The organism is Pseudomonas indica NBRC 103045 (assembly GCF_002091635.1).
GTDB lineage: Bacteria > Pseudomonadota > Gammaproteobacteria > Pseudomonadales > Pseudomonadaceae > Pseudomonas_M > Pseudomonas_M indica.
Window position 1 is genome coordinate 42,961 of sequence record NZ_BDAC01000018.1, and the last position, 12,619, is coordinate 55,579.

The following is a 12,619-nucleotide window of genomic DNA, read 5'->3' on the forward strand; positions in this document are numbered from 1 at the left end:
GCGGCGATGACGGTCAAGGTGATCAAGGATGGCCGCAACTGGCGGCCCTATCGTTTCCCGCCGCGGTGCAGTGCGCCGGTGCAGACGGACTGGAGCGGCGATCCGTCGGCCCTGCAGCGGGCGATCTCCGACGGGTTCCAGCAGGGCATCGAGAAGGGTTACCAGGAGGGCTTGCTGCAAGGGCAGGAAGCCGGTCAGCGCGAAGGCTTCGAAACCGGCCGCCAGGAAGGCTTGCGCCAGGGCCGTGAAGAAGGCCGCCAGCAGGGTCGCCAGGCTTTCGAGGCGGCCAGCCAGCCGCTGGACCGCATCACCGCCGAGCTGAACCGCTTCCTCGCCGAATTCGAACGCAACCGCCGCCAGGATTTGCTGGAGCTGGTGAAGAAAGTCTCCAAGCAGGTGATCCGCTGCGAGCTGACCCTCAATCCCACGCAACTGCTGACCCTCGCCGAAGAGGCTTTGGCGGCCATGCCGGGCGAGCAGGGCGACGTGCACATCCACCTCAACCCGGAAGAATGCACTCGCATCAAGGACCTCGCCCCCGAGCGGGCGGCGGCCTGGCGGCTGGTGCCCGACGAGCGCCTGGCCCTGGGCGAGTGCCGCGTGGTGACCGCCCAGGCGGAGGCCGACATCGGCTGCCAGCAGCGCCTGGATTCCTGCATGGACACGCTCTCCGAACACCTGAACGTGGCTGAGGCCTGATGAGCATGTCGCTGCTGGAAAGCTTCAAGCTCGACGACGCCCTGCGCTCCCTGGAGTCGGTCCAGTTGGCCAAGGTCAGCGGCCGGCTGGTGCGGGTTTCCGGCATGCTCCTGGAAAGCCTCGGCTGCCGCCGCATGACCGGCCAGCGCTGCAACGTCGAGCAGGCCGACGGCAGCATGCTGGAAGCCCAGGTGGTGGGCTTCAACCGCGACATCACCTACCTCATGCCATTCAAGAAGCCCATGGGCCTGACCGCCGGCTCGCGGGTGTTCCCGGCGCGGGACGAGGCCCTGCTGCAGATCGACGATTCCTGGCTGGGACGGGTCATCAACGGCCTCGGCGAGCCGCTGGACGACCTCGGCCGCCTGGGCGGGCGCGATCCGCTGCCGGGCGAGCTGCCCTCGGTCAACCCGCTCAAGCGCAAGCCGGTGTCCGAGCCGCTGGACGTCGGCGTGCGGGCGATCAACGCCATGCTCACCTTAGGCAAGGGTCAGCGTGTCGGCCTGTTCGCCGGCAGCGGGGTGGGCAAGAGCGTGCTGCTCGGCATGATCACCCGGCAGACCAAGGCCGACGTGGTGGTGGTCGGCCTGATCGGCGAGCGCGGCCGCGAAGTGCAGGAGTTCATCCTCCATGCCCTCGGCCCGGAAGGGCTGCGCAAGGCCGTGGTGGTGGTGGCGCCGGCCAACGAGTCGCCGTTGATGCGGCTGAAGGCCACCGAGCTGTGCCACAGCATCGCCGCCTATTTCCGCGACCAGGGCAAGGACGTGCTGCTGCTGGTGGATTCCCTGACCCGCTACGCCATGGCCCAGCGCGAGATCGCACTGGCCCTCGGCGAGCCGCCGGCGACCAAGGGCTACCCGCCGTCGGTGTTCGCCATGCTGCCGGAACTGGTGGAAAGCGCCGGCAACGGCGAGAGCGAGCGGGGCAGCCTGAGCGCGCTGTACACGGTGCTCGCCGAGGGCGACGACCAGCAGGACCCGATCGTCGATTGCGCGCGGGCGATCCTCGACGGCCACATCGTCCTGTCGCGCCGGCTGGCGGACGTCGGCCACTACCCGGCGATCGATATCGCCGCCTCGGTGAGCCGCTGCATGAGCCAGGTCACCAGCCCGGCGCACCAGGGCGCGGCCCGGCAGCTCAAGGAGTTCTACAGCACCTACGGCAAGATCAAGGAACTCATCCCCCTGGGCGGCTATACCCCCGGCATGGACGCCAAGACCGACCGCGCGGTGCAATTGGCCCCGGCCATCGAACGCTTCCTGCGCCAGGAGACCGGCGACGCCGCCGAGCTGGCGCCGAGCATCGCCACCCTGCAGAGCCTGGTGAAATGATGAAAGAGCAGATCGAAACCCTGTCGCGGCTGGCCAGCCTGCGCGAGAACAAGGTGCGGCAGATGCTCGGCCGGGTCGCCTACCAGCAGAACCTCTGCCAGCGCTACCGCAACAACATCGCCGGCCTTAGCCGCCTGTGCGGATTCACCGTGCCCATGACCACGCCGTTGCAGCGCGACAACCAGCAGAAATACAAGGCGACCCTGCACAAGATGGTCGAACTGCAGCGCCGCGAACTGAGCGTCGCCGAAGCGGCGTTGGCGCGCATCCAGGCCGAGCTGCTGCAAGCCATGCGCAACGAGAAGATCCTCACCCAGGTGATCGACATGAAGATGATGCAATGGCAGGAAGACCTTGCCCGGCAGGAGCAGAAAATCCAGGATGGCCTCGCCGCCCAGAGCTGGTGGCGGGCACATGGCAGTTGAGCGAATGCCAGACGGTTTGCAGAAGAGGTTCGGCTAACTCGGACGCCCCGTCAGGAGGCCGAGCGGAATCGTCGTGTAGGGGGACGAGCGGCATGGATGCCGCGAGAGGCGCGATTGGCCAGGGATGGCCGTTCGTGCGGGGCCGCCGAGGTCGGCCCCCGGAACGGCGATGGAGGGAGGGAAGTCGAGCGCAGCGAAACCTGGATGTCGGGGCAAGCCCTCTTGGTTACCTTCTGGGGCGACTGCCAGAAGTAACTCGCCGGGGGGCGAAACAAGAAGTCTCTACTGAACTCGATAATCGGTTTGGCTAAGGGCTTCAGTAAATGCATACAGAGAGAAATTTTTTAAAAACCATTTAAGTCTTGCCGGGTGACGGTCGCTTATACCCCGTGACACCCAGCGTTTGGATCACACCATGGAAATCAACCGGCACTTCAAATCCAGCTTCACGGCCCAGGCCGAGGCCCCGAATGTGGCCCGGAACGACCGCACCAGCCCGGCGAAATCCACGTCCGCCAGCCGCGTTTCCGCCGAACCGAGCCTCGAGCCGCTGCAGGATGCCCTGCGCAGCCTGCCCGACGTCGACCTGGACAAGGTCGCCGCGATCAAGGCCGCACTCCAGCGTGGCGATATCCGCAGCGATGCCGACAGTCTCGCCGGCAGCATGCTGGCCTACCACAGCGGTAGCGATACGTGAGTCGAGCCGCCCAGTTGCTGCATGTCTTCGAACAGGACCTGCAGCAGGACTGCGCCGATTACCTCGGCCTGCGCGGCCTGATGCAGGAACTGTACGACCAGTTGCTCAAGCGCGACTGCGGGCGGATCGACCTGCTCAACCGGCAGATCGGCGACATGCTGGAGCAGATGGGCGCCCGCGCGCAGCGGCGCAGCAAAATCCTCACGGCCTTCCGCCTGGACAAGGGCGCCGAGGGCATGCAGAAGCTGCTCGACCATTTCCCCCCGGCCCAGCGGGCACGGCTCCGTGAATCCTGGGAACAACTCGGCCAACTCGCGGCCCAGTGCAAGCGCCTGAACGAACGCAACGGCAAACTACTGGCCATGCACCACGAGATTCTCGACCAGTTGCTCGGCGAAACCGACCCCGCCCAACTCTACGCCCCACAGCCGTGCTGAATGCCGGAGGAGCATTCACCAACTGCCGTAGGGAATGCCGAAGCGTTCGATGTAGCGTTTGGAGGCTTCCTTTTGTGGGTAGTAGTGTCCTTTTGATTCACCTTGGTGTGGTCCGAGGGGCTCTTCTTCTGCCTGGTCGCGGGCGACTTCAATTGGCTTTAAGCAAGGATCGCGCACCCAGACGACTATCGCTCCACCGGGGGCCAGACCGAGATGGATGGAGATACCCGGAATGCCGAAATCTGGATCGTTGGGGCAGGTTTGGGTTTGGCTGGCTCGCATAAGGGTGCGTGCCTGTTCAGGTATTTCGATCCATGCCCTGTAGGTTTTTCGTTCGACGATGGACTGCCAGCGGACATAAATCCGCTTGGGCAGGTCCGCCCCGGGAACCTGCCGACCGCCTACCCCAGGACCCTGCCATCCCCGGGCTACTTCCGTCGAGTTATTGCCGGGGCAGTTATAGGCGGGGAGGCCACTGCCGATGCGGTTGAACATCTGTCCCTGGATATCTTCCGTAGCGGCCCACTCCACCCAGGCGTCCATACAGTCGGGGACGGTAAAACCCAGTTGCCACCAGTCGGGAGGTGCTTTTAGGGAAGGATGTGGTGCGGGCGCGGCTTGGCAGCCGGCGAGCAGAGCGAGCAGGGCTATCCGTAATCGTTTCATGGGCGTCCTTGGGGCTTGTGGGGATGGATGACCCGTATGCCATCGTTCGTGGGCGTGTTGACGTAGAGCAGGCGGTTGTAATGCCCATTGAGGATGGGTGTCCAGTGTGCCGAGCAATGAATGTAGCGCCTGCGGAGCACACGGTACTCGGCGTCGGTCACTTGGTAGTCGCCGGCTAGGAAGCGCTCGCAGAGGAGCGCCAATTCGTCGGGGATCTCATACTTTGGATCATGGATATCGATGACATCCAAGGGGACGCCTCTTTCGGTGACCAGCTTGTGCATCAGTCGCAAGTAAACCAGCGACAGCTTTCCGCTCATGGGGCGGCTCAGTTCCACACCGGCGAAAACTCGCTTGAGGCGGGGCGCCAGTCGATCCTGGGGATCGGCCGGCAGTGGTTCGGCGGGCGGCGTGTGGATGCTCAGGGCGTCGGCAGGCCAGCCTTGGGCGATCTGCCGGGCCAGGTCTTCCTGGACTTCGGCATAGATGGCGGTTTCTTCGATGGGCGTCTGCAGGGGTACGGTCTGGGCGCGCATCGGGCCGACCAGGACACGTTCCTGATCCTCGGCCAGGTAGCCACCGCCGATATCCGAGTGCACGCCGGGCAGGGCGATTTCCAGGTGATCCGGGGCCAGGCTGCTGAGCGGGAAGTTGGCCCGTTGTTCATCGGCGGCGACCAGATGCACCACATGAGGAAAGTGGGACTGGGGCAGGGCGATCGTCAGGCCCGGTTCCACTGGGTTGCGCACGCTCCAGTCGGTCCAGCCGGCGGTGGCGGCCACGCTGTCGAACAGGCCGAGCACGCCGGCGCGAATACCCTCGCCGAAGCGATGCACGAAATGGCTTTCCAGGTGCCTGCCCAGGCTGGACAGCAGTTCGTACACCGGCCAGTCCTTCACGAAGAGGAGCTGATGGGCGAAATGCCGGGCGGCCACTGCGCCACGGCTGAAGCCGAAGACATCGAAGGTGATGGATTCGATCTGGAAGTCGGCGTTCTGCTGAAGCATCTGCTTGATTTCGCTCCGGATCGCCTTGAAAGCGTCATAGACACGGGCGGCAATACCCGTTTCCCCGCGTCCGGTCGCGGAGCTGAACACTTGATCCGGCTGGCCGGCTACGGTGCCTATGCCTTGGACATAGATGCTCAAGGATGCCCAGCGCTTTTGCCCTTCGCCTTGAAGCGCGCGAGAGGCCGGGTATAGGTCGTACAACCGCCACACATTGGTCACATCGTTCGCATAGCTGCCGGTCAGCTTGTAGGGCTCGCAGCGGTCGACGATGGCGCGGGCCTGGTCTTCCGGCATGCTCCGGGAGCGGCGGCAGGCGGCGCCTTCTTCGGCGTTGGCGGTGTTGTTGCCGGTGCCGTCGAAGAACACGCCGATGCGCAGGCTGACGGCGACCTGCCGTTCGAGCCGCCGCCGTTCCAATTCGTCGGCGATCCGGACCTGCTCATCCAGGAAGCGCTCCTGGCGGGCGCGGGCTTCATCGGTGGCGCGTTGTCGAGCCTCATGTTCCTCCGCGGTGACCACCCGGCGGACCAGCAGGCCCTGGCCGTTCTTGTACCACTTCCACTCCGTGACCAGCGGGCGCTTGTCTCGAGCCATGCCGTTCTCCCTGTTTCCCTGGCATCCGCGCGGCAGACTGCCTGCCGCCGGGACTGCGCTTCAACGCGAATGTCGGGATTTGCGGGGCATCCCAGCCGGCCTGCGTGGGGCATCGCACAGCCTCGGGCGATTTCATGAACCGGCTCGCGGTTGTTTAAGCGGGGAGGCGGATGGGTCGCCTTTTCCCTCTGGGAGTCCGCGGGCGTGCGGAAGCGGAAACAGGGCTTCCGCATCGCCGCCTCAGGCCCGCGAGCGGAAGCCGTCTTTCACCGTCCCATGCGGTATGACCCCGTTAAATCAAAGGGTTACGCATTGGCATCGTTATTGCTCAAGAGCAGAAAAGGGGTATTCGACACCATGGCGATAGATTCGGATTACGTACAGCAGATGGCCTCCCAACTGGCTTCCTATGAAGTCCAGTCGGCGCTGACGCGGGCCAACCGCAACCAGGCCACCTACAAGGCCCAGTTGAACGCCGTGACCACCCTGGAGACGGCGTTGCGCTCGTTCGCCTCGGCGGTCAAGGGGCTCAAGGGCAGCAGCGGCAGCATGCTGGTCAACAGCGCCACCTTCAGCCAGAGCGGCTATGCCACCGCCACGGTGGGGGCCACTGCGGTACCCGGCAGCTACCAGTTCTTCGTCGAGCAGTTGGCGACCCGTCACCAGCTCGCCCTGGAAGGCCTGCAGAACAGCGACGTCGACACCAGCGGCACCCTGACCATCGGCCAGGGCGGCAGCAGCTTCAGCATCGACCTGGCCGGCGTGGACAAGGACGGCGACGGCATCAACTCCCTCGACGAGCTGGCGGCGGCGATCAACGGCGCGGCGGACAACACCGGCGTCAACGCCACCCTGGTACGCAGCAACGGCACGGTCTCCCTGGTGCTCGGCAGCGAGGAAACCGGTACCGCCAATGCCATCAGCCTGTCCGCGTCCGGTACCAGCGGGGGGGCGTTCGATAGTGCCCTGGCCAGTGCACGTGAACTGTCTGCGGCGAAGGATGCCCGGGTACGCCTCGGCGGTGAGAACGGCATGCTGCTGACCAACGGCAGCAACACCTTCGACCAGATCATCGATGGCGTCAGCCTGACCTTCACCCAGGCCCACCAGGCCGGCGGCCAGCCGCTCACCGTGGACATCGGCCAGGACCAGAGCGCGACCAAGGACAAGGCGCAGGCCTTCATCAGCGCGTTCAACACGCTGATGGGCAGCTTCGATTCGCTGACCGTCAGCGGCAACGAAAGCACCGCCCGTGGCGTGCTGGCCGGCGATTCGAGCATCCGCGCCATCGAGAGCATGCTCAACCAGGTGCTGCGGACCTCCTACGGCGGCGCGACGCTGATGGATTTCGGCATCGTCGCCGACCGCAACGGCAAGCTGACCCTCGATGCCAAGCGCTTCGAGAAGGCCGTCGCCGCCGACCCTGACGGCTTCGAAAAGCTGTTCACCGACAAGGGCAATCTGATCGACAGCCTGGACAAGAACCTGGCGGTCTACACCAGCAGCGTCAACGGCGTGATGAAGAGCCGCAAGGAGACCCTCAACGCCATGCTGCGCCGGGTCGGCGACCAGTTCGACAACCTCCAGAAGCAATACGACAGCTACTACGGTCGCTACCTCAAGCAGTACACCGGCTTGATGCAGACCATGGCGGCGATGGAACAAACCTACGGCATGTTCTCATGAGCACCTATCACCTGAACGACAGTTACGACAGCTACCGCTCCGTCGACCTCGAGGCCCGCGCGGCCGCGGCGTCGCCCTATGAACTGGTCCTGGTCCTGTTCGACGGCCTGCTCGACGAGCTGGCCCGCGCCCGCGGCCACATCGAGGCCAAGCGCTACCAGCAGAAGGGCCAGTCGCTGGAGAAATGCCTGAACATTCTCAACGGCCTCAACGGCGCCCTCGACTACGAGAACGGCGGCGAGATGGTCCAGGGCCTGGCGCGCCTCTACGACTACTGCATTTACCGGCTCTCCGACGTCAGCGTGACGCTGTCGCTGGAGGGGCTGGACGAAGTGGTCCATCTGCTCGAAGTGCTGCGCGAAGGCTGGGATGGCGTGAATGCCCAGCGTGGATGACCTCGGCCGCCGGCTGCTCGCCGTGCAGGGCGAGCTGACCGAAGCCCTGGCGAAGAAGGACTGGGAGCGCATGGCCGCCATCGACGCGCATATCCGCGAGCTGTTGCAGGCCCTCGCCGGGCGCGAGCCGGAGCCGGAATTGCAGCGCGCCAAGCGGGCCTTGCAGCGGCTGCACGGCCAGGCGCTCCAGGCGTGCGCCGAGGAGTGCGAGCGCCTGCGGCGACTGTTGCTGACACACCTGGAGTATGCCGAGGGACGTTCGGCCTACATGCGGACCGAGATGTATGGGAGATAAGGCGTGCTTCATTCGATAACCCAGCGCGGGCCGGTCGTCGCCGTATCGGCCGAGGGCATGGCGAAGCCAGGTGGCGACCCGCGGGGGGCCGTCGCCCGATCCGGCGAGACGTTCATCCTGCCCGACACGGCGCTGCTTCCCGAGAATGGAACGCCCAATGAGAGCGACCGCGACGAGTCCATCGACGCGCTGTCGGCCGAATCCGGGGCGGATGAGCTGCAGCCGCAGGTGGCCGATATCCTGCCGGTGGAGCTGACCGTGACGCCGGAAACGGAATCGCGGGCCGAACGCTGGTTGTTGAGCATGCTCGACCAGCGCGCCACCCGCGTGCAGGCACAGGACAGCGATGAAACACCGGCCCGGCAAGCCATGGACATCGCCCTGCGGAGCATTCCCCAGGTGGTGGTGAATCCGCTGCGGCAGGACGGGCTGACCCAACCGCTGAGCGTGCCGCCCTCGCTGGGCGTCGGTGGTGCCTTCGTCATGCCCGAAGCGACACCGGCGCTTCACTCTGCCGAACCGGCCGAGAGTGGCGAAGTGGCGTTGCTCGCCTCCCTGGAACGTGCCGGTGGCAAGGCGTCGTCGCTGCCGCAGGCCGCTTCGCCGGCGATCGACGGCGCTAACCCGATCGCATCGCCCATGGCGGCAGTGCAGCCGGCGACGACACTGGAACGCACGCTGAAGCTGGAGGCACCGGAGGCCAAGTGGGGCGAGCAGATGCTGCATGCCTTGCGCGACACCGTCGAGTTGCAGGTTCAGCAGCGCGTACAGAACGCCTGCATCCGTCTCGATCCGCCGGAACTGGGCAGCCTGGAGATTTACCTGAGCCACGAGTCGGGCCGCCTGAACGTGCAGATTTCCGCCGCGCAAAGCGATGTCGCACGGCTGCTCAACCAGACCAGCGAACGCTTGCGCCAGGAACTGGTGGGGCAGAACTTTCTGCAAGTCAGCGTGCAGGTTTCCGCCGACGGCCAGTCGGGGCAGCAGCACGCCCGGCAGGGGCGGGCCTGGGCGCCGGTCGAGGATGAAATCGCGGCGAACGTCCTGCGTGAGAGCTCATCGTCGGGCAGCCGGCGGGCGGCGTCGGACGATGTCCTGGTCACCGTGTAAGCGCCCGTCGGCTGTGGTCGGGCTTTTTCAGTCATTCTTTTGATGTGAGTCGAGAACTGTTTATGGCGATGCCGCGAATCATCCTGTTGATGCTGGTCCTGAACACGGTCATCGCCCTGGGCGGGCTGGCATTCAACTACAGCATGCTCAAGACCTTGCAGGCCGGTGGCGGTGTGGCGAACGGCGAGTCGGTCGAGGGGCGGACCGAAGCCGAGGCAGAGGAAGCGTCGGAATACACCTTCTTCCCCATCGAAAAGGTCATCGTCAGCCTGCCCGGCAAGGGACGCGAGCACTACTTCGTGCTGGACCTGGTGCTGCAGGCCGAGCTGGATACCGACCGCAAGAAGCTCGAACAGGTCGACCCCATGGTGCGCAACTCGGTGGTGGCGCATCTCTCCACCCTGAGCTTCGACCAACTGCGCGGGCTGCCGATCACCGAGCTGCAAGGGACCCTGGAAAAGGTCCTGCTCGACGATTTCGCCAGCAAGAAGGTCGCGGTGCCTTTCGTCCACGTGCTGGTCAGCAAACTCATCGTGCAATAAGAGCCGATCATGAACGCGAACTGCGCTATCGATTACGACTACGCCCTTGGCCAGGCGGCGCCCGCGCTGCTGCGGCCGGAGGACGAGCGGAAGTGGCTGATGCAATACCTGCCGCTGGTCAAGCGCATCGTCAGCCAACTGTCGCTGCAGGCCAACCAGGTGCTCGACCGCGAGGACATGGAGCAGATCGGCCTGATGGGCCTGCTCGATTGCCTGCGCCGCTACGGCGAGCCGGACGAGGGCTTCGGCCGCTACGCCGCCCTGCGCGTGCGCGGCGCCATCCTCGACGAGCTGCGCCGCCAGGACTGGCGGCCGCGCCAGGTGCGCCAGCAGACCCACAAGATCCGCGACGCCATCCGCCAACTGGCGCGCCAGCTCGGCAGGACGCCGAGCGACGAGGAAATCCTCGCCGCCACCGGCCTCGCCGAGAAGGATTACCAAGCCTTCCTCCAGGCCGAGTCCTGCGAGGCCATCGAGAGCCTGGACGAGCTGTTGCAGAACGGCCACGAAGCCTTCGCCGACGGCGCCCAGGGCGTCGAGGAACGCGTGCTCAAGGAACGTCTGCTGGCGCAGGCGCTGAGCCGGCTGGACGAGCGCGAGCGCCTGGTGCTGACGCTCTACTACCAGCACGACCTGAGCCTGAAAGAAATCGCCCTGGTCCTCGATGTGAGCGACGCCCGGGTATGCCAACTGAGCAAGCAGGCGCTGAACAAGGCCTGCCGCTACCTGACCGAGAGAGCCTGAACGTGCAGAAGTTATTGGGTGCATTGATCATCGTCGCCTGTGTACTGGGCGGTTACGCCATGGCCCATGGCGACATGCGGGTGCTCTGGCAGCCGGCCGAGGTGGTGATCATCCTGGGTGCCGCCCTGGGCAGCCTGATCGTCGGCAACCCGAAGGAGGTTCTGATGGAGATGTGCTCGCAGATCAAGGGCGTGTTCGTCTACAAGCGACGCGGCGAGGAATTCCAGCGGCAGTTGCTGATGCTGCTCTATGAACTGCTGGAGATGGTCGATGTCGGCGGTCTCAAGGTGCTCGACGCGCACATCGAGGAGCCGGAGCAGAGCGAACTGTTCGCCAAGTACCCGCTGATCCGCCAGGAAAAGAACCTGATGGCCTTCATCGCCGACAACTTCCGCCTGATGGCCATGGGCAAGATCAGCGCCCATGAGCTGGAAGGTTTCCTCGAGCAGGAGCTGGAGGCCATGGAGCACACGCTGCTGCTGCCGTCGAAATCGCTGCACAAGATCGGAGAAGCCATGCCGGGATTCGGCATCCTGGCGGCGATCATGGGCATCATCATCACCATGGGCAACATCGGCGGTTCGGTCGCCGACGTCGGCACCCACGTGGCGGCAGCGCTGGTCGGTACCTTCCTCGGCATCTTCTTCTGCTACTGCCTGATGGACCCGTTGAGCAACGCCATGGCACAGCGGATCAAGACCGAGCTGTCGGCCCTGGAATGCGTGCGCACCACCCTGGTGGCGCATGTCGCCGGCAAGCCGACGCTGCTGGCGGTGGATGCTGGGCGCAAGCTGATCGAGCAGGACGTGAAGCCTGCCTTCAAGCAGTTGGAGACCTGGGTCAACCGCTACGAGGATGAAAGGGACGTGGCATGAAGAAGCGTTCCGACAAGGACCACGAGATCATCGTCAAACGCCGCTCGAAGAAGGGGCATGACGAGGAGCACGGCGGCGCCTGGAAGGTGGCCTTCGCCGATTTCACCCTGGCGATGATGGCGCTGTTCATGGTGCTCTGGGTGGTCCAGCCGCAGAACCAGTCGCCTGTGCCGCCACAATCCGATCTTATGACCAACCCGTTGGTCGATGGCGGCGCGGGTGTGTTCGACGGAACCAGGCAGACCCCGCTCGACCTCGACGGCGTACCGCTGCCTGAGCGCCAGGACAGCCAGCCTGTCGCCGATGCCGATGCCGATGCCGAGCCGCTACGGGACGGCGAGCGAACGGAAGGGGAAGCCTCGCGCAAGCGCTACGGCTCTTCGGCGGAAATGGCCGAGCTGGCTGAGCTGATGGAAAAGATGGCGCTGGAAGTCGATGCGATGGCCAACATCGAGGTCAACGTGGTGCCCCAGGGCCTGCGCATCCTGATCAAGGACGACCAGCGGCGCTTCATGTTCCAGCGCGGCAGTGCGGTGCTCAACCCGCATTTCCAGGGGCTGCTCGGCGCGCTCGCCGGCATCCTGGCCAAGGTGGACAACAAGCTGATCATCAGTGGCCACACCGACGCCACACCGTACCGGACGCGCGCCGGCTACAACAACTGGAACCTCTCCGGCGACCGCGCACTGCGGGCGCGCAACGTGATGGTCGATGCCGGCCTGCCGTCGGCCAGCGTGCTGCAGGTGGCGGCGCAGGCGGATGTCATGCCGCTGCGACCGGAGGAGCCGGAAGACGGCGCCAACCGGCGCATCGAACTGTTGCTGCTGACCACCCGCGCCGAAGCGCTGTACCGCGAACTGTTCGGCGATGCCCAGGCGCAGGTGCATTACTCGCCGAAGGGCAGCGACTACGTGGCACCGGTACAGCCGGAAAAACAGCCGCTCTGACACCGCTTGCGTAGGGGCGAATTTATTCGCCTGGCGAGGGTAGGGCGGGCGAATGAATTCGCCCCTACGACGAGGTATGGCCTATTCGTTGTAGGAGCGAGCTTTGCTCGCGAATGGAACCGCGCAAAAGCTTCGCCAGCAGAGCTGGCTCCTACGAAAAGCGGGT

At 65.1% G+C, this 12,619-nt stretch carries 15 protein-coding genes; 13 read left to right on the plus strand and 2 right to left on the minus strand.

The window, feature by feature from the left end; genetic code table 11:
• The first annotated feature begins 6 nt into the window (after positions 1-6).
• The 5 genes from fliH to flgN all read left to right on the plus strand — a co-directional run bounded on the left by fliH (position 7) and on the right by flgN (position 3,589).
• A complete protein-coding gene (gene fliH, locus PIN01S_RS19220) occupies positions 7-699 on the plus strand; it encodes a flagellar assembly protein FliH (protein ID WP_084337943.1) in 693 nt (230 codons plus the stop codon).
• 5 nt (positions 700-704) lie between these two features.
• A complete protein-coding gene (gene fliI / locus PIN01S_RS19225) occupies positions 705-2,030 on the plus strand; it encodes a flagellar protein export ATPase FliI (RefSeq protein ID WP_084338113.1) in 1,326 nt (441 codons plus the stop codon).
• A complete protein-coding gene (locus PIN01S_RS19230) occupies positions 2,030-2,455 on the plus strand; it encodes a flagellar FliJ family protein (protein WP_084337945.1) in 426 nt (141 codons plus the stop codon). The genes fliI and PIN01S_RS19230 overlap by 1 nt, the downstream gene beginning before the upstream one ends.
• A 415-nt stretch (positions 2,456-2,870) precedes the next feature.
• Positions 2,871-3,152, plus strand: a complete 282-nt coding sequence (gene flgM, locus PIN01S_RS19235; RefSeq protein ID WP_084337947.1) for a flagellar biosynthesis anti-sigma factor FlgM — start codon at positions 2,871-2,873, stop codon at positions 3,150-3,152.
• A complete protein-coding gene (flgN, locus tag PIN01S_RS19240) occupies positions 3,149-3,589 on the plus strand; it encodes a flagellar protein FlgN (protein ID WP_084337949.1) in 441 nt (146 codons plus the stop codon). Before flgM ends, flgN begins: the two co-directional genes overlap by 4 nt.
• A 15-nt stretch (positions 3,590-3,604) precedes the next feature.
• Here flgN and PIN01S_RS19245 read toward each other — a convergent pair whose 3' ends face one another.
• Both PIN01S_RS19245 and PIN01S_RS19250 read right to left on the minus strand, forming a co-directional pair.
• Positions 3,605-4,255 (minus strand): DUF2931 family protein, encoded by a 651-nt coding sequence (locus tag PIN01S_RS19245; RefSeq protein WP_084337951.1) that lies wholly within the window; start codon positions 4,253-4,255, stop codon positions 3,605-3,607.
• Positions 4,252-5,859 (minus strand): T6SS phospholipase effector Tle1-like catalytic domain-containing protein, encoded by a 1,608-nt coding sequence (locus tag PIN01S_RS19250; protein ID WP_084337952.1) that lies wholly within the window; start codon positions 5,857-5,859, stop codon positions 4,252-4,254. The genes PIN01S_RS19245 and PIN01S_RS19250 overlap by 4 nt, the downstream gene beginning before the upstream one ends.
• Positions 5,860-6,216: 357 nt before the next feature.
• Here PIN01S_RS19250 and fliD point away from each other — a divergent pair, with 357 nt between their 5' ends.
• The 8 genes from fliD to PIN01S_RS19290 all read left to right on the plus strand — a co-directional run bounded on the left by fliD (position 6,217) and on the right by PIN01S_RS19290 (position 12,453).
• Complete coding sequence (gene fliD, locus PIN01S_RS19255) at positions 6,217-7,545, plus strand: flagellar filament capping protein FliD (RefSeq protein WP_084337953.1); 1,329 nt, start codon at positions 6,217-6,219, stop codon at positions 7,543-7,545.
• Positions 7,542-7,940 (plus strand): flagellar export chaperone FliS, encoded by a 399-nt coding sequence (gene fliS / locus PIN01S_RS19260; RefSeq protein ID WP_084337954.1) that lies wholly within the window; start codon positions 7,542-7,544, stop codon positions 7,938-7,940. The genes fliD and fliS overlap by 4 nt, the downstream gene beginning before the upstream one ends.
• Positions 7,924-8,235 carry a hypothetical protein gene (locus PIN01S_RS19265; RefSeq protein ID WP_084337956.1) on the plus strand — a complete coding sequence of 104 codons (312 nt, stop codon included), beginning with the start codon at positions 7,924-7,926 and terminating at the stop codon, positions 8,233-8,235. Before fliS ends, PIN01S_RS19265 begins: the two co-directional genes overlap by 17 nt.
• A 3-nt stretch (positions 8,236-8,238) precedes the next feature.
• Positions 8,239-9,345: a flagellar hook-length control protein FliK gene (locus tag PIN01S_RS19270; protein ID WP_084337958.1), complete on the plus strand. Its 1,107-nt coding sequence runs from the start codon at positions 8,239-8,241 to the stop codon at positions 9,343-9,345.
• A 62-nt stretch (positions 9,346-9,407) separates the two neighbouring features.
• The gene (locus PIN01S_RS19275) at positions 9,408-9,887 is read left to right on the plus strand and encodes a flagellar basal body-associated FliL family protein (RefSeq protein WP_084337960.1); all 480 of its coding nucleotides are present in this window, start codon (positions 9,408-9,410) and stop codon (positions 9,885-9,887) included.
• Positions 9,888-9,896: 9 nt separating this feature from the next.
• Complete coding sequence (locus PIN01S_RS19280; RefSeq protein ID WP_084337962.1) at positions 9,897-10,631, plus strand: FliA/WhiG family RNA polymerase sigma factor; 735 nt, start codon at positions 9,897-9,899, stop codon at positions 10,629-10,631.
• Between the two features lie 2 nt (positions 10,632-10,633).
• Positions 10,634-11,506, plus strand: a complete 873-nt coding sequence (motA, locus tag PIN01S_RS19285; RefSeq protein ID WP_084337964.1) for a flagellar motor stator protein MotA — start codon at positions 10,634-10,636, stop codon at positions 11,504-11,506.
• The gene (locus PIN01S_RS19290; protein WP_084337966.1) at positions 11,503-12,453 is read left to right on the plus strand and encodes an OmpA family protein; all 951 of its coding nucleotides are present in this window, start codon (positions 11,503-11,505) and stop codon (positions 12,451-12,453) included. The genes motA and PIN01S_RS19290 overlap by 4 nt, the downstream gene beginning before the upstream one ends.
• Positions 12,454-12,619 lie beyond the last annotated feature (166 nt).